Here is a 20,155-nt window from a genome sequence, read left to right on the forward strand (position 1 = left end):
CGGTGACCAGCCCGACCATCACAAGCGCGGCGCACGCGGACCGCGGCGGTGCCGCGGCCCTGGATGTCCTCGACGAGCTCGCCTTCGACGGCGACCCGGCCGACCCGAGCGTCTGGACCGCCGTCACCGGCGGCGCTCCAAGCTGGGACGACAGCGCGGGCGAGCCCGCCGATATGGCCAGCGGGGACCCGGCGTCGGGCGAACGGGGTGACCTGGCGGCCGAGCTGGTGGGCCAGCTGCGTAGGGGGCTGGTCGCCGCGCACGCTTCGGCGCTGCGAGTCCAGACCGCGTTCGCCGACCAGGCATTGACGCTGCTGCGCGAGGCGGTCTCCGCGCCCGTGCCGTCGACGGCCACCACGGCCGTCAGGCCGCCCGTCATCGAACCTCCGGTCATCGAGCCGCGGGTCGCTCTGCCGGCCGAGATCACAGTGGCGACCGAACTCACCCCGGCCATGCCGGCGGACACCGGCGGCTGGCTGACGCTGCCCGCGCTGCTGCGAGCCGCCTGGGCGGAGCTTGCCGCCCGGTCGGCGCACCTCGCCAGCCTCCCGCCGGGCGGTCTCGAACTGACCCGTGCGACTGTGCGGGCCCTGGGCCCGCTGCCCGCGGCCGGTGAGCGGCTGTGGCTGCACGCGACGACCCGGACCGCCGGCGGCGTCGCCGGTGCGGCCGGCACGGGCGGCACCGACGCCGGCCTCACCGTCGAGATGCGGATCGACGGGCCGTCCGGGCCGATCGTCCAGGTGACCGACTGCCTGCTGTCGCTGGCCACCGCGGGCGTCGACCGCCCAGCGGCGCGCGGCGGCGCGGGCGGTGCGGTCACCCGGCCCGCCAGCCGGGAGCCGGGGCCGTACGCGTGGACACCGCGTTGGACGGAGCCGGCGTTCAAGCCGCTCGCCCGCGCGGCCGTGAACATGCTCGACGCGGCGGCGCTGGGACAGCTCGCGCGGGGCGACGTCGCGGGTGTCCTCGGCGCTGCCTACGACCAGGAAGGCGCGAATCCCGCGATCCGCCTCGCCGGGCCGTGGCCGCTCGCCGCCGTCACCGAGCTCGCGCCGCGCGGCGGTCAGCTCGGCCGTGGCCTGCTGCGCGCGGCGGCGTCGCCAGTACCGCCGGCCGGTGTGCCTGGCGCGGACACGGCGCTGTGGGCGCTGGACGCCGCCTGGCAGGCCGTCTCGGTCTTCGCGCTCTACCTGGGCCTGCACCTGGTGATGGCCGACAGCCACCTGGACGTCGCGCTGCCCGACCCGCGCCTTGTGCTTCCCGACGGGATCGGCTTCGCGGACGTCGAGATCCACGACACCGCCGGGCTTGGCGCCGCCGGGTTCGACACGGCCGGGCCCGAGGTGGAGCTGGAGCTGACCGTCACCGACGTCGACCTGGTGCCGCGGCCGTGGCTGCGCGGCGACGTGGCGCTGCTTGCCGGCGGGCGGCCGGTCGCGACCGTGCGGGGGATGGCCGTCGCCGTCCGCGAGGCTCCCGGCGCGCCCATCGCCCCGCTCACCGGCGGGGAGGTGCCCGGCTTCCTCGGCCGGCGCGGCCCCGACGGGACCAGGGCGCTGCTCGGGGAGCTGCACATGGCGCACGGCGCCCGCGGCGACCTCGCCATCGCGCTCGGGCCCGAGTTCGCCTCCTCGATGGGCCGGCGCGCCTGCCGGCTGCCGGGCGGCGGCCTGCGCCTCGTCGACCGGTTCATGTCCGTCCAGGGGCGGCGCGGCGAGCTCGGCGGCGGCGCGACCGCCGTCACCGAGTACGACTCGCCGGCCGACGCCTGGTACTACGCCGACAGCGCCACGCCGACGATGCCCAACGTCATCCACATGGAGACGTCGCTGCAGTCGGCGCTCATGCTCGGCTACTACCTGGGCGCCACCCTGACCGCCCCGGACGAGCAGTACTGCCTGCGCAACCTCGACGGCACCGCGACGCTGCTGCGCGACGTCGACCTCGCCGGGCGCACGATCCGCCAGACCTCAACGCTGCTGTCCACCACCGTGCTGACCGGCGCGGTCCTGCAGAACTTCTCCTACGAGCTGGCCGTCGACGGCGAGCCGTTCTACGCCGGCGAGTCGCTGTTCGGCTTCTTCAACGACACCACCCTGGCCAACCAGAACGGCCTCGACGGCGGCGACCACGTGCCGACGTGGCTGGAGCGGACCCGGCCGCCCGCCGCGGCGGCGCGCACCATCGACGTGGCCGGCCGCCGCGCGGCCGGCGCGCCGCTGTGCGCGACCGGCGCGATGGCGCTGCTCGACGAGGTCACCGTCGTCGACGGCGGCGGCGACCACGGGCGCGGCTACCTGCACGCGACCCGCGAGGTACGCGCCGACGACTGGTTCTTCTCCCGGCACTTCTGGCTCGACCCGGTGATGCCCGGCTCGCTTGGCATCGAGGCCGTCATCCAGGCGATCCAGGAGTGGATGGTCGACACCGGCCTGGCCGACGGGCTCGACGAACCGGTGTTCGTCCTGCCGACCGGCCTGCCGATGAGCTGGCGGTACCGGGGCCAGATCCTCGCCGAGGACGGCGAGATGACCATCGAGGCGCACATCCGCGAGGTCCTGCGCGGCCCGGGACGGGTCCGGGTCGTCGCCGATGCCAGCGTCTGGAAGCCGGGACTGCGCATCTACGGACTCACCGACATAGCGGCGGAGATCCGCGCCGCCGACGCGCGCGGCCAGGACGTGGGCGACCTCGTCCCGACCGGCGGGCGCGGCGAGCGCGGCGAAGGAGCCTGAGCATCGTGACGACACCACCCCCAGCCCTCGCACGACCGGCCCCGCCCATGACATCCGTCCCACCCCAGGCGGTCCGGCCCGCGGCGGGCGGCCCGCGCGCGGCCGGCCGAGGCGCCGACGTGCCGGCCACCCTCGACGCCGACGGTCTCGGACGCACGGGGCGCGACATCTACGCGGCGCTTGCCCGGGTGGGGAACCCCTGCCTGCTGGTCCGCGACCAGGCGGGCCGGCTCGCGGTGACCGCGGACCCGGCGGCCGCCCACGCCGCCGGCGCGGCGGTGCTCGCCGTCGCCCCGCCCACGCTGCCCGAGCAGCTCGGCGCGGCCGGGTTCCGTGCCGACCACGGCGTCCGCCTGTCCTACATGACCGGCGCGATGGCCAACGGCATCGCCTCGCCCCGGATGGTCATCGCCCTGGCCCGCGCCGGCCTGCTCGCGTCGTTCGGAGCCGCGGGTGTCCTGCCCGACCGGCTGGACACCGCGCTCGCCGAGATCCGCCGCGGCGTCGGCGCGGCGCCGTTCGCCTGCAACCTCATCCACAGCCCGAACGAGCTGGAGCTGGAGCGGGCCACCCTGGCCGCCTGCCTGCGCCACCAGGTTCGCTGCGTCGAGGCGTCGGCGTTCGTGGCGCTCACCCCGCAGATCGTCGCCTACCGTGTCTCGGGCCTGCACCGCGACCGGTCCGGCCGGCCCGTCGCCAGCCACCGGGTGGTCGCGAAGCTGTCCCGCCAGGAGGTCGCGGAGCACTTCCTGCGCCCCGCGCCCGAGCCGATCGTGCGGGCGCTGGTGGCGGCGGGGACCGTCACCGCCGAGCAGGCCGAGCTGGCGAGGGCGGTGCCGATGGCCGACGACGTCACCGTCGAGGCCGACTCCGGCGGGCACACCGATCGTCGCCCGCTCGCGGTGCTCCTCCCGGAGATCATCCGGCTGCGCGACGCCGTCGCCGCCGAGCTCGGCTACCGGCGCCCGCCACGGGTCGGCGCCGCGGGCGGCATCGGCACGCCCGCGGCCGTGCTGGCCGCGTTCGCGATGGGCGCCGCCTACGTGGTCACCGGCTCGGTCAACCAGTCGTGCGTCGAGTCCGGCCAGTCGGAGCCGGCGAAGGCGCTGCTGGGCCGCGCCGGCCCGACCGACGTCGACCTCGCGCCCGCGTCGGACATGTTCGAGATCGGCGCCGAGGTCCAGGTGCTGCGGTCCGGCACGATGTTCGCCGGCCGCGCCCGGCGGCTGCTGGAGATGTACCGGGCGCACGACGGGCTCGAGGCGCTGCCCGCCGCCGACGTCGACTGGCTGGAGCGTTCGGTGCTGCGCCGCCCGGTCGCCGATGTCTGGGCCGACACCGTCGCCTACTTCAACCGCCGCGACCCCGAGCAGATCACCCGCGCCGAGGGCAACCCGAAGCGGCGGATGGCGCTGGTATTCCGCTGGTACCTCGGCCTGTCGTCGAGCTGGGCGATCTCCGCGGCCGCCGACCGGGTCACCGACTACCAGATCTGGTGCGGCCCGGCGCTCGGCGCGTTCAACGAGTGGGCCGAGGGCAGCTACCTCGCCGACGTGACCAGCCGCAGCGTGGTCGACGTCGCGGATGAGCTGATGCTCGGCGCGGCCTACGCCGCCCGGGCGGCCGCCCTGCGCTTCGCCGGCGGGTACCTGCCGGCCGCCGCGGCCGGCTACCGGCCACCCGCCGGCGCACCCGCCGGCTCCGTCGCCGCCACCCTCGTCGCCGGTGGCCCCGTCGCGTACCGGGGCGCGGCGTGAGCGCCTCCGGAGCGCCCGCCACCGCGCGGCCCGCCGGGGAAGCCGGCGCGGGCCGAGACGTCGTCGACCGGTCGGCGTGGCACCTGTGCGGGCGCTGCCGCGCACTGCTCTATGGCAAGCGGTTCCTCGCGACCGCCCGGGTCTGTCCCGACTGCGGCTGGCACGCCCCGCTGACCGCGCCGGAGCGGATCGCGCTGCTGCTCGATCCAGGCTGGTCCGAGCTCCCGACGCCCGAGCCGGCGGACCCCGACCCGCTGCGGTTCACAGACACCCGGCCGTACGCCGAGCGGCTGGCGAAGGCCAAGACGGCGACCGGCCTCGACGAGGCGGTGCTCTGCGCGCGCGGCCACCTGGACGGGGCGCCGGTCGTCGTCGCCGCCATGGACTTCCAGTTTCTCGGCGGCAGCCTCGGCTCCGCGGTCGGGGAGGCCATCACCCGCGCGGGGGAGCTGGCGCTCGCCGAGCGGGTGCCACTGCTGCTGGTGACGTCGTCCGGGGGAGCCCGCATGCAGGAGGGCGTGCTCTCCCTCATGCAGATGGCCAAGACCAGCCAGATGCTCGGCCGGCTCGACGAGGCCGGCGTGCTCACCATCGCGCTGGTCACCGATCCGACGTTCGGCGGCGTGGCCGCGTCGTTCGCGACCCTGTGCGACGTGATCGTGGCCGAGCCGGGTGCCCGGCTCGGCTTCGCGGGGCCGCGGGTGATCGAGCAGACGATCCGCCAGAGCCTGCCGCCGGGCTTCCAGACGGCCGAGTTCCTGCTGGAGCACGGCATCGTCGACCAGATCGTGCCGCGCGGCGACCTGCGCGCGATGCTGTCGCGCCTGCTGACCGTCGCGGCCTCGGGCCGCCGCGCGCCCGCCACGGCCCAGGCGGCCGACAGCCAGCCGGCGCCGAGTGGCGCCGCGCCGGCTGGTCCCGCGCCGTCGGGAAGCATGATCACCGACCCGTCGCGGCTGCCGCCCAGGCACCCGTGGGACGTCGTCCGGCTGGCGCGCGGGCTCACCCGGCCGACCACGCTGGACCTGGTCTCGCTCATGCTCGACGACTTCAACGAGCTGCACGGGGACAGGGCGGGTGCCGACTGCCCGGCCATGGTCGCGGGCCTCGGCCGGCTCGGCAACCTCGGCGTCGCCGTCATGGGAACCCAGAAGGGGCACACCGTCGAGGAGCTGACGGCGCGCAACTTCGGCATGCCGAGCCCCGCCGGCTACCGCAAGGCGGCCCGGGTGATGCGGCTGGCCGCGAAGCTCGGCCTGCCCGTCGTCACCTTCATCGACACGGCGGGCGCCCACCCCGGGATCGAGGCCGAGGAACGCGGCCAGTCGGTCGCGATCGCCGAGAACCTCCGGCTCATGGGCGCGCTCCCGGTGCCCGTCGTCGCGCTCGTCACCGGCGAGGGCGGCAGCGGGGGAGCGCTCGCGCTCGCCGTCGCCGACCGGGTCCTCATGTGCGCGAACGCCGTCTACTCGGTGATCAGCCCCGAGGGGTGCGCCGCGATCCTGTGGAAGGACCCGGCGGCGGCGCCGCGGGCCGCGGAGGCGCTGCGGGTCGACGCCCGCCAGCTGCTCGGCCTCGGCGTCATCGACGCCGTCGTGCCCGAGCCCGACGGCGGCTCGGGGGCTGACCCCGTACAGGCCGCCGCTCTCGTCGAGGCCGCGCTGCGCGACGTTCTCGGCGAGCTCGTCGGCCAGGGGCCGGCCGAACTCGTCGCCGGCCGGCACGCCCGCTTTCGCCGCTTTGGCGCGCCCGCGCCGTCCCCGGAGTCGCCGTCCACCGCATCCGCGCCGTCCGCCGAGCCCACGCCGCCGACCTCACCCGCGCCGACGGCGTCCACCGCGTTCCCGGCGGCCGGCGCCGACGCGCCACACGGGCAGGCCGACGGAAACGGGGGGCCTGTGGCCGACGGTGGCGCCGAGAAGGCAGACCCGACCGCCGCAGAGCAGGGAGCCCCCGCATGAGCACCATCAGTACCGCCCGCCGCCCCGACACTCCTCCATCCGGCGCGGACCTGGCCGGCGACGGCCATACGCCGCCCGGCGTCGCCGACCACTCCGGCCCGGCTCTGGCCGGCCTCGGCGTCGCCGACCTGGACCTCGTCCTCACCGCGGTCCGGCACAACGCTGTCGCGCTGTGCGAGGAGGCCGGCCGGCCCCCGACGCGCCTGCGCGTCACCGCCGGGCCGCTGACCGTCGAGGTCTCCTGGTCGGACGGCGGCTCCGCCGGCACGGCGGGATACGGCTGGGACGAGCCCACCACGAACGGCGTCGACCAGGCCGCCGCGAACGGCTGGTCGCGGCGCGGTGTCCCGGCGCCCCGACGGGACCTGGCGCCGGCGGGCGCCGCCACGGGCAGGGGCGCCGCACCGGGCGCCGCCACCGCCACCGGCGCGGCTGCCGACGACGACCGCCAGGCTGGCCGGGAGGCCGGTGGGCCGCCGGCCGCGGGCCAGATCGAGGTGACCTCGCCCAGCGTCGGGGTCTTCTACCACGCGCCCGAGCCGGGGGCGCGCCCGTTCGTCCGGGTCGGCGACACGGTCAAGGCCGGCCAGCAGCTCGCCATCCTCGAGGTGATGAAGCTGATGATCCCGATCGAGGCCAGCCAGTCCGGCCGGATCGTCGAGGTGTGCCGGCCGGACGGCGGCGGCGTCGAGTTCGGCGACCGGCTGTTCCTGCTCGCCCCGGTGGCCGCGGCCTGATGGTCACCACTGTCCTGATCGCCAACCGGGGCGAGATCGCGCTGCGGGTCGTGCGCACCTGCCGCGAGCTCGGCCTGCGCACCGTCGCCGTCTACTCGACCGCCGACCGGGACTCGGCCGTGGTCCACCAGGCCGACCGCGCCATCCACATCGGCCCGGCGCCCTCCGGGCGCAGCTACCTCAGCATTCCCGCGATCATCGAGGCGGCTCGGCTCGGCGGCGCGGACGCCATCCATCCCGGCTACGGGTTCCTCTCGGAGAACCCGGACCTCGCCGAGGTCTGCGAGGCCGAAGGGCTGACGTTCGTCGGGCCGCCGTCGGGGGTGCTGGAACGCCTCGGTGACAAGGCCGTCGCCCGGGCGATGATGGTGGCTGCCGGCCTGCCGCTGCTGCCCGGCAGCCACACCGCCCTCGACCACGCCGACGAGGCGCGGGCGTTCGCGGACTCCATCGGCTACCCGGTCATCATCAAGGCGGCCGCGGGCGGCGGCGGCCGGGGCATGCGGATCGTGGTGCAGCCGGAGGAGTTCCTACGCGCCTACACCGAGACCCGCGCCAGCGCGCAGGCTGTCTTCGGCGACGGCCGGGTGTATGTCGAGCGTTACCTGCCGTCGGCCCGGCACGTCGAGATCCAGGTGCTCTTCGACCAGTACGGCAACGGCGTGCACCTCGGCGCCCGCGACTGCTCGGTGCAGCGCCGCCACCAGAAGCTGGTCGAGGAGACCCCGGCCCCTGGCCTGCCCGCCGACCTGGTGGAGCGGATGGGCCGGGACGCGCTGCGCGGCACCGGCGCGGCCGGGTTCGTCGGCGCCGGCACGGTCGAGTTCCTCGTCGACCCGGACGGCAACTACTACTTCATGGAGGTCAACTGCCGCCTGCAGGTCGAGCACCCCGTGACCGAGATGGTCACCGGCATCGACATCGTCGCCGAGCAGTTCCGGGTCGCCGCCGGGGAGAAGCTCGACCTCACCCAGGACGCGGTCCAGCCGCGCGGCGCCGCGCTGGAGTGCCGGATCAACGCCGAGGACCCGGCCCGCGCCTTCGCGCCGACACCCGGCGTGCTCGAGGAGTGCCGCCTGCCCGGCGGGCCGTTCGTGCGGGTGGACAGCCACGCCTTCCCCGGCTACCGGATCCCGGCGATGTACGACTCGCTGCTGGCCAAGCTCGTCGTCTGGGCGCCGGACCGTGACGGCGCGCTGCGCCGGATGCGCGCCGCGCTCGAGGAGCTGCGGCTCGCCGGCCCCGGCGTGTCGACGACGGTGCCGTTCCTGCGCCAGGTGCTCGACGACTCCCGGTTCCGCTCGGCCACCCACGACACCTCGCTCGCCGACGCCCTCCGTCAGTCCGCCCCACCTGGTCTGGGCAGCCACGCTCGGTGACGCGGCGGGACCGGGTCGGCGGGCCCCGCGTCCACGCCGACGGGCCGGCGTCCACGCCGACGGGCCCCGCATCCACGCGAAGTGCCTGGCCATGGCAGAGTCGGGGTTTCTGGTGGTGCGGGGGCGGCCAGAATGACAGGGTGGGGGCTGTCGGACTTTGGCCGGGGTTTGGCGACGGAGGAGCCGGGTGCGTCCGAGCACAGGACTAGGAGACGCCACGCCGCTGCCGCGGCGAGTGCGTCGGCCGGTGCCGCCCGCGAAGGGGCCCGTCACGTTCGTGGACGACCCAGCCCTGCTGGAGCGCGTCGCCGAGCGGCTGCGCGTCCTCGACCTCCGCCGTCTCGCCGGTCTGCGCCGCCTGAACTAGTGCCGGTCGCGCGGAGGTGGCGTGGCCGGCAGAATGCGGGCGATGAAGCTTTCGGGCCGACCAGCTGAGGCCGTAGCCACGGGCGCGGTCACCGGCGCCGCCACGGGACCGGTGGCCCAGGGGCTTGGCGGGTCGCTGACGGACGTGCCGGGGATCGCCGTCGGGCATGCGCAGCGGATCGGCGGCGGGTGGCGGACCGGGGTGACCGTCGTCCTCGCGCCGCCGGGCGGGGCGGTCGGCGGAGTCGACGTCGCCGGCGGGTCGCCGGGGACCCGGGAGACCGATCTGCTCGACCCTCGCAACGCCGTCGAGCTGGTACACGCGGTGGTGCTGACTGGCGGGAGCGCCTTCGGGCTGTCAGCCGCGGACGGGGTGATGCGCCGGCTCGCGGACGCGGACATCGGCTTCCCGGTCGGGCCGGCGGGGGTCGTCCCGATCGTCCCCGGAGCGGTGATCTTCGATCTGGGCCGCGGTGGCGCCTCGCCGGCGTCACACGCGGTACCCGGGCCGGAGCTCGGCGCGCTCGCCTACGACAACGCGACCGCCGGGCCCATGGCGCGCGGCACCGTCGGCGCCGGGACGGGCGCGGTCAGCGACGCCCTCGCGGGCGGGGTCGGCGGGGCGTCGACAGTGCTCGGCGACGGGACGACCGTGGCGGCGTTGGCCGTGGTCAACTCGGCGGGCTCCGCCGTCGACCCGCGCACCGGCCGTCTCTACGGCGACCTGGACGCCGAGCTACCTCCGCCGGACGCCCAGCTGCTCGCGGCCTGGCTGGCCTCGGACCGGGCGCCGAGGCCGTTCCCCCCGGACTTCGCCACGGCGGCCCACGAGTCCGGCCCGCGGGGCTCGACGCCCGCCCAGGCGCCGGCTCCGGGCCTGCTCATGAACACCACGATCGGTGTCGTCGCGACTGACGCCATACTGACGAAGGCCCAGTGCTGGCGGCTCGCCTCGAGCGCGCACGACGGGATGGCGCGGGCGATCCGCCCGGTGCACACGATGGTTGACGGTGATTCCGTCTTCGCCCTGGCCACCGGCGCCCGCCCGGCGGGCAACCTCAACGAGCTGCTCGCCGCCGCGGCGGACACCTTCGCCCGCGCCGTCGCCGACGCCCTTTACCAGGCGACCGGCTACCCCGACCTCCCCAGCTACCGCCAGCTCCTGCTCGGCGGCCACCAGTCGGCGTAGCTCCCGGTGTCAGCGCAGCGCGGAGACGAGGCGATGGTCACCGGCCAGGGCGTCGTCCGCCGTGGCGGGGGAGTCGGCGCGGGTGAGGATGGAGGCGAGGATCTCACCGGCGCGGACGGCGACGTTGGACAGCAGGGTCGACGAGATGCCGTGGGTGTGTTCGGTGGCTCCCGTGATGTAGACGGCGGCCGTGGCGGGACCGGCCGTGACCAGGCGGTAGTCGCGGGTGAACAGCGGGCGGCCCGCGTCGTCGACGCGGTACGCCTCGGCGGCCTCGCCGAGCAGCGCGCGCGGCTCCCGTGGCCGGTAGCCGGTGGCGAACACGACGACGTCGACGTCGAGGTCGCGTCGCTCGCCGGTTGGCAGGAACTCGACGATCGCGCGCACCCCGTCGTCCAGCCGCTCCAGCTCCGCGAGCCGGGAGGCACGCAGCAGGTGCAGGCGGCGCGGGCCGCGCACCTTCTCCTGGTAGACCCGCCGGTACAGGTCCTCGATGAGATCCATGTCGACGACGGAGTAGTTGGTCGAGCGGTGGTAGTCGGTGAGCATCCGGCGGACGTCCGGCGACGCCTCGAAGAAGTCGTCGACGGCGTCCGGGTCGAAGATCTGGTTGGCGAACGGGCTGTTGTCCGCCGGGCTGTAGCCGTAGCGGGCGAAGACGGCGTGGACCTCGGCGCTGGGGAACGTCCGGTGCAGGTGGTCGGTGACCTCCGCACCGCTCTGGCCAGCACCAATGACCATGAACCGGCCGTGCCGCAGCGGCGGCAGGTTGCCGAGCCGGTCAAGCAGATCGCGGTTGTGCCAGACCCGGTCATCCAGCGCGACGCCGGCCGGAAGCCGCGGCTCCAGCCCGAGCGCGACTACGACGTCGCGGGCACGGCGGACGACGGTGTGGCCGTCGCCGTCCTGGCTCACGACGTCGACGTGGGTGATCTCACCGTCCTCGACTACTGGGCGCAGGGTCGTCACCGTCTGGCCGTATTGGACCAGGTGGTCGAGCCGGCCGGCCGCCCACTCCAGGTAGTCGTGGAACTCGTGGCGCAGCGGGAACATCGTCTTGTGGTTGATGAAGTCGACCAGCCGCCCGAGGCCGTGCAGATAGGCCAGGAAACTGAAGTCGCTGGTCGGGTTGCGCAGCGTTACCAGGTCCTTGAGGTAGGAGACCTGCATCGTGGCGCCCTCGATGAGCATCCCGCGGTGCCAACCGAACCGCTCCTGGCATTCCAGGAAGACGGCACGCCGTCGGTCCCGCTCGTCAACGCGCGTGTTGTGCTCCTCGATCGCGATCGCCAGGGCCAGGTTCGCCGGACCGAACCCGACGCCGATGACGTCGTAGAGCTCCGACGCCGTCGTCTGCGTTGACTGCGGTGCCGCGGGATGCGGTCGCCCTACCACGGGTGCCTCCGGTGGGTGTGGGTGCGGGTTGGCTGGTGCGGAACGACGGCCGTCGTACAGCCGGGCAGGTCGGGCAGGGCGGGCAGCGGACGGGCGCCGGCGCGCCGGCGGAAACGCCGGCTCGCGCTCCCTGCGCGCCGCCGCCGTTCGGCCTGGTGGGGAGACCGCGCGGGCCGGCCTCTGTCGTCCGGTCGGCCGTGCCTTCTCGGGGCGTCAGCCGGTTCGCTCGCCAGGACGTGCGGGCGGGCGGGCGTGCTGACGGCCCGGGGCGCGGAGCTGGCCGCTCGGGGGAGGTGACATCCCCGACGCCGGCGAGTCCGGGGACCGCGGGTTGGGACGGAAGGGGCGGACGGCCAGCGCGGCGGTGTCAGGAGACGGCGCCGTTGACGCCGAGGACACCGGAGCCGACGCCGACGATGCCGGAGTCGACGACGTCGGGGATGGCATGGGCGGCCAGGTGACCGCCGTTATCGATGTCGATGTCGACGACCCGGACCTGCTCGCCCTCGATGAGGCCCGCCGCGGCCGTCAGCTCCTGGTCGATCTTGATCGAACCGACGCGGTGCGGGTCGGCCTGGGTGGCGGCGGCGCGATGGATCTTGCTTGTGAGCAAGGACCGGTACACGGGGACGTACTCCCTGGATGAGGCGTCGGGCTACTGGGTCATGCCGCCGGGCGGCGGGTGCAACGGTGCCTCGGTGCCGCGGGTCGAACGGTGCCGTGAGCGGCGGTTGGCGCGGCGGCGCGGGGCGACGGCGCGGTGTCACCCGCGCGCTGGTGGCGGCGGGCCGGGTACGTCGGGTGGTCAGGTCGGTTGCTCATGGTGACCATACCGGTGCATTTCGCGGCTCCTAAAGTTAGGCTAGCCTAAGTGGTCGTCGATGTCATGTGGCGACGTCCGCGGTCACGTCGCCGGGCCTCTCGTCGGGCCGGCCGGGGTCCGGGTGGTCCGGGTGTGGGTTCGCGGGGCGGGCCTCCTGTAACCGTCGGCCTGGCTGGCGGCCCAGCCCCTGGGTGGCGCGCCGGCCTGACCGGTAGGATTGCTGCTGGTTAAGTTAGGTTTCCCTAATATCCGTCTCGCCGCAAGGGCTGCCGCCGTGGTCGCTCTGCCGGATGGGAAGGCCCGAAGCGGGCGGTCGCGCTCGGCTACCAATCGGGAGGTGTGTCGCGTGCGCCGGCGGCACCCATCACCCGCGCTGGTCGTGTCGCTCGGTCTGCCGTCCCGCGCGAGATCACGTCGGGGAGCTCGGTCGACGGCCTCGTGTCGCGGTCCTCGTCTTACCTTTGGCCGTCATGGCCCGGCACGGCGGCTGCCGGTGCTGCTACACCTTGCGGTCGGGCGGTTACCGTATAGAGTCACGTGCTGACTACGGAGCGATGTCGCAAGCGGGCTGGAGGCAACGGTGAATCTCGCCCCGCGCCGCCTGGAGTGGGTGCCGCTCGCGTCGGATCGAGGGAGGTCGAGTGTGATCCGACGTCACGCGGACGCACGCTCAGGTGTCATGAATATTACGTATTCGCACGGTTACCGGCTGTTGCGCGATGAACCTCACCGTGACTGAGGCGCGGCCGTGAAGCATTGTTGGGAGAAACCGAATTCTGGATGGGTGAACCTGATGCATGTTGTGAGCGGCAACACTTCTTCTGCTCGTCGGAAGCCCCGGTTAGTAGCCGAGGCCCCCTCCGTTCCGAGCCAGCCGAGGCGGCTTCACCAGCCGCCCGCCGCGGCCACGCCAGGCCGCCCCAGCTGGGTGGCTGTCCGCCTGCACGCGGCCCTCTCAAGCGCCGACCGCCCGCTTCGGGCCCGCTCCCTCGCCTATGACCTCGGTCTCTCCGCCGCCGAGGTGACCGTCGAACTGCGTCGTATGCAGGATCTCGGCGTCGCGGCCTCGCGTGACCGCCGCTGGACCATCGTCGGGGCCGCTCCCACGACCGCCGACGCGCCGGCCGCCGCCCCCTCGCGCAAGAGCGCCTGAACCGTACCGGGCCGCGGGCGGCTGTTACCCTCGCCGTTTGTACCGGGTACGGACGCTGTTTAGGCCAGCCAGGCTCCCAGTGCGGGCCTCGGCCAGGGAATGTCGATTTCCTGACAACGGTCCGCCGGTGTACCCGGTGGCAAGACCCGCATCGGCCCTTTTGGGCGGCCCTTGTGGGCCGTCGCGGCCGGGGGAAATGACTCCTCGCCGCGGGACCGCCTCCCGCTGACCGAGTCCGATCGCCGAGCCCGATCGCCGGTGCCGGTGACGAGCCGCCCGGCCCCAGTGGCAGGCCGCTCGTGCCGGTGGCGGGTCCCGCGCCTAGACGGCCAGGCCGCCGGACGTGCGGGAGAACCGCCCGGGCAGTGATGGCTGGCCGCGCGCGCCGCCCGCCCTGGCCGCCGTTCCGCGCCGCGCGCTGTCTCCGGCAGCCGGAAACCAGGCACGCCGAGCATCCGCATCTCCGGAACGCCCGCCGATCGCGCTACTCTCCGAAGTATGGGGGACACGTACGGGAAGCGAGAGACGACCGGGCCGCAGATCTACCTGCCCTGCGAGGCGTGCCGGGACTTCCAGCGGGCGCGTTCGCGCGCGCTCGACCGTCAGGTCGTGCTGACCTGGCCGCCCGGCCGCCGGCCGCAGGGCTGCACCTGCAAACAGGTCCGGCGCGACCGTGACGGCTAGGGCTCCGTCGCCGGTCGCCGGTCGCCGTCGCCGGTTTTGACGTTGCTGACCCGCCTCCGACGCGGCTGTCGGACCGCGGCCAGCCTGTCGTGCCCGGATTGGCGATGGCCACGGTCTCGTAACTCGCGGGGCCGCCTGGCGAAACGTCGATGGGCCGTAATGGCAGGTAGACGGGTACCACCGCGCGGCGCCGCTGCCTGCCGGTGACGCGTGGCTCCGCCAGGCCAGGCCCCGCGAGGCGGCGATTCGCCGAGCGCCGTGGCCGGGTGCGTGCGGGCCGCGCCGATGCTCCGGCCGACGACTGGACGGCCCTGACCATGGGCCGCGGAGGCGAGGGACCTACGTGACGACGACACCGGACTTCCCGCTGCTCGACATCGGCCGTTGGCGCGACGGCACCGGTGACCAGCGCTACCGGTTCGCCTGCGAGCTGGACGTGGCACTGCGGCAGTCCGGGTTCCTGCTGGTCGAGGGGCACCGGATCAGCGCCGGGCTGCGGGCGGACATCCGCGCGGCCGCCGCGCGGTTCTTCGCCCTGCCGGCAGGGACGAAGGCGGCCTACGCGACGGCGGTCGGCGGGCGCGGCTGGATCGCGCCCGGCAGCGAGGCCAACGCCTACTACGGCCAGGCTGTCGACTCGACCCGCGCCGACCTCAAGGAGAGCCTGACCATCGGGCGTACCTTCGCCACCGGCGACGTGGACGTCGACCAGACGTGGTTCGCCCCCAACGTGTGGCCGGCCGAGTGCCCCGAGCTCGCGGCGCTCTGCGAGCGTTATACGGACGAGGTCCGCGGCCTCTACGCTGACCTGCTGCGGGCCTGCGCCGTCGCCTTCGGCCTGCCGGAGCCCTGGTTCGCCGAGCGGGTGCGCTCCAGCCCGCACACCCTCAACATCAACCGCTACCCGCCGCGCTCGCGGACCGGAACCCCGCTCGACGGCCAGTTCCGGGTCGCCCCGCACACCGACTGGGGCGTTCTCACGGTCCTCGACCGTCAGCCCGGTTACGGCGGCCTTCAGGTCCAGGACCGCGCCGGCCGCTGGATGAACGCCCCCTACGAGCCGGACGCGTTCACCGTCAACGTCGGCGACCTGCTGGCCCGCTGGACCGGCGACCGCTGGCGGTCCACCCGTCACCGGGTGCTCCCGCCGCCGGCCGAGGCCCCGGACGAGGAACTGATCTCCCTCATCGTCTTCCTCGAGGCCGACGTCGACACGGTCGTCGAGCCGCTCGTCGCCGGCACGGCCTACGCCCCGATCGTCGCGGGCACCTACCTGCTCGAACGCGCCAACGCCGCCACGGTCGCCTAACCTCGCGGCCACGGCCACGGCCACGGCCACGGCGCCGGTCAGGCCACCCTGGTCAGGTCGCGTCAGGTCGCGTCAGTGGGGCAGCTTCTTGTCGGCGCAGACGGACAGGGCGGCGCGGGCGTCGGTGTAGATGGAGGTCGTCTCGGAGTTCAGCGCGTCCCGGTAGACCACGGCGAACGGCTGGGAGAGGTCGCCGTACTTCTTCTTGTCGGCGGTGGCGGCGGCGACGCCCAGGTCACCGGCGGCCCGCAGCCGCCGCCAGTCGACGTCGGTGGGGTGGGTCAGGGTCGGCTTGGTCCGCACGAGCGCCTCGCAGGCGGCCTTGGCGTCGCCGGGCGCGGAGCTTGCGGCCTTGCTCCCGCCACCGCAGCCGGCCAGCGCCACCGCGGCCGTGAGTGTCACGACGGCGAGGACAACCCGAACCGGCCAGGCGTTCGTGAGCATGCTGCCATCATCGACCATCGACCGCGTCCAAGACAGGAGCCAGGCGGTTTCCACCGGCGATCCCTGAGGTCCCGAGCTAGCCGCTTCCGCTCCTGCGGGCCCACAGGACGGTGCCGTCCTCGAGGCAGATGACGAGCTCACCGTCGTCACGCATCCAGAGGTACGTGCCAGACCCGTGGGTACCCGAGTTCCAGTACACGGTCGTCTCGTCGGTGCCGTAGAGCACGAGGTCGCCGTCGTCGCGCATCACGGCGTAGGCCGCCGCGGTCCCGCTGGTCCCGGACTCCCAGGCGGGGGTGACCGGGCCGGGGCCTTCGGAGTACACGACGAGGTTCCCGTCGAACTGCAGGGCCGCGACGAACCGGCCGTTGCCCGACACCAGCTTCTGGCCCTGTTCCATCCGCTGGCCGGAGTGGAGGATGGCCTGCGCCGCGGCGGGCTGGGCCGTCTGCGTGGGCGGGACCTGCGAGCGCGTGCCGCCCGTCGGCGGCGTCGTGGAGCCCGCGGCGCTCGGTGCCGGCTGTGTCAAGGCCGGCGGCGGCGATGGCTCCGTCCCGACCAGGAGCGAGGATGTCGGCGTGGCGCCGGTGGGCAGGCCGGCACTGAGGCTGGTACCGAGCGACGGCTCGCTCACCGTGCTTGGCCCACGGCTGCGCGGTACCAGCATCAGGGCGAGGGCGACGACCACGACGATGGTGAACGCCGCCGGTATCCACCAGTGCGGCACCGTGCGGCGCGGCCCGGTGCCCGGCTGCTTCGCGGCGGTGCCCGGCGCCCGCTGCTCCGCGCCGCCCGCCAGGTCGTCGGGTGTCGCGGGCTCCTGGCTCGGGTCTACCGGTTCCTGGCTCGGGTGTACCGGCCGGCCGTCCGCCGGGGTGCCGCGCGCCCTGGGCGGGGTCCCGTTGGACAACGACGGCGGGCCGGCGGGGCTGGGCAGCAACGGCGGGAGCGTGGCGTGGATGACGGGCGCGTCGGCGACGAGGACATCGTGGGACGGGGGCGGTGCCGGGGCCGGGGTGGCGGGCGTGACGGGCAGGCCGAGCGCCGCCTGGGTGCTCCGGATCGCCGCGGCGAACGCGGCGGCTGACGGCCACCGGTCCTCCCGGTTGACGGCGAGGCCCCGCCGCAGCAGCGCGCGCAGCGGCCCGGACAGGCCTATGTCGGCGTCGCGGGGCAGGCCGTAGCCGACCCGCTCGATGAAGGCGCCCGTGCCCTCCCCGGGCAGCTGCTCGAACGGCGGCGTGCCCGTCAGCATCTCGAACAGCGTCGCCGCGAGGCTCCACACCTCCGACCTCGGCGAGAACCGGCCGTGGAAGAGCACCTCCGGCGCGGCGTAGGCCTGGGTGAAGCCCTTGACGGTGACGGACGAGCGGCCCGACGCCACCCAGACCGAGACGCCGAAGTCACTGAGCAGGGGATGCCCGTCGCCGGTGAGCAGGATGTTTCCCGGCTTCACGTCGCAGTGCAGGACCGGCGGGGTCAGCCCGTGCGCCCAGGCGAGCGTGTCGGCGACGAGGACGCCGGTGCGCAGGGCCTCGGCCTGGGTGAGCGGCCCACTGCGGCGCAGCGCCTTGGAAAGGGCGCCACCCGCGACGAACCGCATGCACAGCCAGGGGCGGCCGCTGGGGGTGACCCCGGCGCTGTGGACGGAGACGACGCCCGGGTGGGCACTCAGCCGGCCCAGCGTCGCGCACTCGAGGCGGAAGGCGGCGAGCGCCGCCGGGTCGTCCGTGAGCGGCCCGGTGAACAGCTTCAGCGCGACGGTGCGGCTCAGCGCCTCGTCGTACGCCCGGTACACCTGGCCGGCCGACCCGGATCCGACGGGCACCAGCTGGCGGAAGTTGGGCGGGAGGTCGCGGTCGAACCCGGAGTCCGCCGATGAATCGACCGTCATTCCCGTCCCCCGCACCGCTGGAGTCCAGCCCTTGTCAAGCCTACCGAGATCGGGATTAAACGACCGGTAAAGGCGGCGGTGCGGACTGTCCGTGCGGCGGGGGTGCACCGTCGGTGACGCCCCCGTAGGGAGCGTCCTTCCCGGCCGGGCCGACGGGCGGAGGCGCGCGGCCGCTCCGCGGGCCCGGTGGGAAGCCTTCTGCCTGGCGGGACCGCGTGCGGACTGGGCCGGCCCTCGTTGGCCGTGCCCGGCGCCGTCCTCATGATCAGGAGTAGCGGGTGAGGAAGTCGACGAGGTGGCGGGTGAAGACGGGGCGGGTGCGGCGTTCCAGGTGGATCCAGTGGCCGGCGCCGGTCAGGTGGACGACCTCGACCGACGGGTGGTCCTCGGCCAGCTGCTTGGCGTGGGCGGTGGTGAACACGGCACCGAGCGCCTCGTCGGCGGCGAGGAGGAAGACCGGCGCGGGCACCGGCGCGGACGTGTCGAGCGCGGCCAGCATCGAGCCGTCGAGGACCGCGTCGATCACCCGCACGTCGACGTGCTTGAGGCTGAACGCGGTCGCCTCGACCGCGTCGCTGGTGTAGGCGGCCCCCATCGTCGGCGCGGACGCGGGGCCGAACGACGTGTCGGCCAGCCGTTTCGCGATCTCGTCGATGGACACGCCCTCCCGCTGCCACTGGTCTGTGGCGGCCCGAAGCCGGGCGAAGACGGTCCCGGCCGGCGAGCCGGCGTCGTCGGCGCGGGATCCCTGGAACAGCGGCGGCTCCTCCAGGAAGAGCGCGGTGACGAGGCCGGGATGGCGCTGGGCCACGGCCCAGGCGACGGCACCGCCGAGCGAGTGCCCCACCAGGGTCGCCGGGCCGCCGACGACGTCGCGCAGCACCACGGCCACGTCGTCGGCGAAGTGGGGGAGCAGGTAGGCCTCGGGCGCGCGGTCGGAGCGGCCGTGTCCCCGGAAGTCGACCTTGACGATCCGCCGGTCGGCCGTGACCGCTGGAGGCAGCCAGTCCCACACGGTGCCGCTCGAGGCCAGGCCGTGCAGGAACACGACCGGCCGGCCGTCGGCGGGCCCCGCAAGATCGACGTAGACGCCGATCCCATCCCGGTCGACCCGCATGATTGCCCGTCTGCCCACCACCGTCGCCTCCGTCCTCGATCAGCGCCGGTCACGTCAGGCTAGACCGAGCAGGCTCCAGGCGCCGCTGTTACTGAACGTCCATTCATGAGATTGCGCGGATCCGTCCCGGTTGATCGCCGCGCGGCCTGACGGAAGTCCCGGCGTCGGAGAAATTCCTGCCGCGTAGCACAATCCCGGCCGTCAGCGGTGGTAGGCCCGCGGTGAGACCGCTGACCTCGCACCGCCGTGACCTGGGCCGACGATGCTCAGTTCGGTCGCCGCCGCCCCGCCGTGTCGCCAGTGTCGCGGCGCCGCCGGCCACGGCGGCGGGTCTGGCGCGAACAGGGCGCCCGGCGCGGTTCAGGGGCTGGACTGGGCGCGGCCGCGTGCGGCCACCGCGGCCCGCCTGGACGCCACGTCGCGCGTTCCCGGCTCCCACGTCTCGGCGAGCACGCCTTCGAGCAGATGCGCCTCGGTGAGGGTGGCCGTGTCGGCCAGCTGGCGATAGTGCCGCAGCAGCCGCCGCACGCCGCGCTGGTCGTTGCTGACGATGTCGGCGGCCAGCCGCCAGGCGAACGGCAGCAGTTCCTCGTGCGGCACGACGTGGTTGACGAGACCGAGGCGCATGGCTTCGTCCGCCGTGACGAAGTTGCCGGTCAGCGACATCTCGATCGCCCGGCGCAGGCCGATGGACTGGGCGAGCAGCACGGTGAGGCCGCCGCCGGGCATGATCCCGATCCGGGCGTGGGTGTCGGCGAAACGGGCGCGTTCCGACGCCACCAGGAGCGTGCACTGCAGGGCGATCTCGAGGCCGCCGGTGACCGCGACGCCGTTGATGGCCCCGATCACGGGTTTCGAGATGACGGGCAGGAACCGGAAGAGGCCGTCCTCGCCGCGCTCGGGACCAGTGCCCTCGGGCCGCTTCCTGGCCGAGGGTGCGGTCTCGCCCGAGACCTCCTTGAGGTCGACGCCCGCGCAGAAGGCCGGGTCCGCCCCGGTGACGATCACCGCGTCGACGCCGGGGTCGTCCTCGGCGGCGTTGACGGCGTCCCAGAGCGCGTACGTGACCGCGCGGCTGAGCGCGTTGCGCGCCTGGGGGCGGTTCAGCGTCACGGTCGCGACGCGGTCCGCCACCTCGTAGCGGACGACGGGCGCGTGGGCCGCCGCGTTGGGCTCATCGGCCAAAGGAATTATGTTCTCCGTCATCGG

At 74.5% G+C, this 20,155-nt stretch carries 14 protein-coding genes; 8 read left to right on the top strand and 6 right to left on the bottom strand.

From position 1 onward, the window contains the following. The first annotated feature begins 2 nt into the window (after positions 1 to 2). From QOZ89_RS05520 to QOZ89_RS05545, 6 genes are all read left to right on the top strand, one after another. Positions 3 to 2,738: a beta-hydroxydecanoyl-ACP dehydratase gene (locus QOZ89_RS05520; protein WP_071052446.1), complete on the top strand. Its 2,736-nt coding sequence runs from the start codon at positions 3 to 5 to the stop codon at positions 2,736 to 2,738. A gap of 5 nt (positions 2,739 to 2,743) precedes the next feature. Then, complete coding sequence (locus QOZ89_RS05525; RefSeq protein ID WP_241842204.1) at positions 2,744 to 4,495, top strand: PfaD family polyunsaturated fatty acid/polyketide biosynthesis protein; 1,752 nt, start codon at positions 2,744 to 2,746, stop codon at positions 4,493 to 4,495. After that, positions 4,492 to 6,456, top strand: a complete 1,965-nt coding sequence (gene accA, locus QOZ89_RS05530) for an acetyl-CoA carboxylase carboxyl transferase subunit alpha (protein ID WP_083419597.1) — start codon at positions 4,492 to 4,494, stop codon at positions 6,454 to 6,456. Before QOZ89_RS05525 ends, accA begins: the two co-directional genes overlap by 4 nt. Continuing rightward, positions 6,453 to 7,193, top strand: coding sequence for an acetyl-CoA carboxylase biotin carboxyl carrier protein (locus QOZ89_RS05535; protein WP_116271748.1), 741 nt, complete (start codon positions 6,453 to 6,455; stop codon positions 7,191 to 7,193). The genes accA and QOZ89_RS05535 overlap by 4 nt, the downstream gene beginning before the upstream one ends. Next, positions 7,193 to 8,572, top strand: a complete 1,380-nt coding sequence (locus tag QOZ89_RS05540) for an acetyl-CoA carboxylase biotin carboxylase subunit (protein WP_312623160.1) — start codon at positions 7,193 to 7,195, stop codon at positions 8,570 to 8,572. The genes QOZ89_RS05535 and QOZ89_RS05540 overlap by 1 nt, the downstream gene beginning before the upstream one ends. A gap of 409 nt (positions 8,573 to 8,981) precedes the next feature. Further along, positions 8,982 to 10,127 (top strand): P1 family peptidase, encoded by a 1,146-nt coding sequence (locus QOZ89_RS05545; RefSeq protein ID WP_312623161.1) that lies wholly within the window; start codon positions 8,982 to 8,984, stop codon positions 10,125 to 10,127. Positions 10,128 to 10,136: 9 nt separating this feature from the next. Here the strand turns inward: QOZ89_RS05545 and QOZ89_RS05550 are convergent, their stop codons facing one another. Next, a complete protein-coding gene (locus tag QOZ89_RS05550; protein WP_071052443.1) occupies positions 10,137 to 11,522 on the bottom strand; it encodes a lysine N(6)-hydroxylase/L-ornithine N(5)-oxygenase family protein in 1,386 nt (461 codons plus the stop codon). A 367-nt stretch (positions 11,523 to 11,889) separates the two neighbouring features. Next, complete coding sequence (locus tag QOZ89_RS05555; RefSeq protein ID WP_071052442.1) at positions 11,890 to 12,147, bottom strand: aspartate 1-decarboxylase; 258 nt, start codon at positions 12,145 to 12,147, stop codon at positions 11,890 to 11,892. A gap of 991 nt (positions 12,148 to 13,138) precedes the next feature. On the opposite strand from QOZ89_RS05555, the gene QOZ89_RS05560 reads away from it, so the two are divergent. Further along, a complete protein-coding gene (locus tag QOZ89_RS05560; RefSeq protein WP_071052479.1) occupies positions 13,139 to 13,498 on the top strand; it encodes a hypothetical protein in 360 nt (119 codons plus the stop codon). Positions 13,499 to 14,525: 1,027 nt separating this feature from the next. Then, positions 14,526 to 15,491: an isopenicillin N synthase family dioxygenase gene (locus QOZ89_RS05565; protein WP_071052440.1), complete on the top strand. Its 966-nt coding sequence runs from the start codon at positions 14,526 to 14,528 to the stop codon at positions 15,489 to 15,491. A gap of 72 nt (positions 15,492 to 15,563) precedes the next feature. On the opposite strand, the gene QOZ89_RS05570 is transcribed toward QOZ89_RS05565, so the two are convergent. From QOZ89_RS05570 to QOZ89_RS05585, 4 genes are all read right to left on the bottom strand, one after another. Further along, positions 15,564 to 15,953, bottom strand: coding sequence for a hypothetical protein (locus QOZ89_RS05570; RefSeq protein WP_071052439.1), 390 nt, complete (start codon positions 15,951 to 15,953; stop codon positions 15,564 to 15,566). 58 nt (positions 15,954 to 16,011) lie between these two features. After that, positions 16,012 to 17,829 carry a protein kinase domain-containing protein gene (locus tag QOZ89_RS05575; RefSeq protein WP_071052438.1) on the bottom strand — a complete coding sequence of 606 codons (1,818 nt, stop codon included), beginning with the start codon at positions 17,827 to 17,829 and terminating at the stop codon, positions 16,012 to 16,014. 265 nt (positions 17,830 to 18,094) lie between these two features. Next, positions 18,095 to 18,967 carry an alpha/beta hydrolase gene (locus QOZ89_RS05580; protein ID WP_198543498.1) on the bottom strand — a complete coding sequence of 291 codons (873 nt, stop codon included), beginning with the start codon at positions 18,965 to 18,967 and terminating at the stop codon, positions 18,095 to 18,097. Positions 18,968 to 19,306: 339 nt separating this feature from the next. After that, positions 19,307 to 20,152 carry an enoyl-CoA hydratase gene (locus QOZ89_RS05585; RefSeq protein WP_071052436.1) on the bottom strand — a complete coding sequence of 282 codons (846 nt, stop codon included), beginning with the start codon at positions 20,150 to 20,152 and terminating at the stop codon, positions 19,307 to 19,309. Between the last annotated feature and the right edge of the window lie 3 nt (positions 20,153 to 20,155).

The sequence above is a fragment of the Pseudofrankia coriaricola genome, assembly GCF_032027725.1.
Taxonomy (GTDB): domain Bacteria; phylum Actinomycetota; class Actinomycetes; order Frankiales; family Frankiaceae; genus Pseudofrankia.

What these genes read in the sequence shown, in the direction of transcription:
- QOZ89_RS05560 (WP_071052479.1), top strand. Translation starts at nt 13,139, where the DNA reads ATGCATGTTGTGAGCGGCAACACTTCTTCTGCTCGTCGGAAGCCCCGG.
- QOZ89_RS05585 (WP_071052436.1), bottom strand. Translation starts at nt 20,152, where the DNA reads ATGACGGAGAACATAATTCCTTTGGCCGATGAGCCCAACGCGGCGGCC.
- QOZ89_RS05570 (WP_071052439.1), bottom strand. Translation starts at nt 15,953, where the DNA reads ATGGTCGATGATGGCAGCATGCTCACGAACGCCTGGCCGGTTCGGGTT.
- QOZ89_RS05540 (WP_312623160.1), top strand. Translation starts at nt 7,193, where the DNA reads ATGGTCACCACTGTCCTGATCGCCAACCGGGGCGAGATCGCGCTGCGG.
- QOZ89_RS05575 (WP_071052438.1), bottom strand. Translation starts at nt 17,829, where the DNA reads ATGACGGTCGATTCATCGGCGGACTCCGGGTTCGACCGCGACCTCCCG.
- QOZ89_RS05535 (WP_116271748.1), top strand. Translation starts at nt 6,453, where the DNA reads ATGAGCACCATCAGTACCGCCCGCCGCCCCGACACTCCTCCATCCGGC.
- QOZ89_RS05545 (WP_312623161.1), top strand. Translation starts at nt 8,982, where the DNA reads ATGAAGCTTTCGGGCCGACCAGCTGAGGCCGTAGCCACGGGCGCGGTC.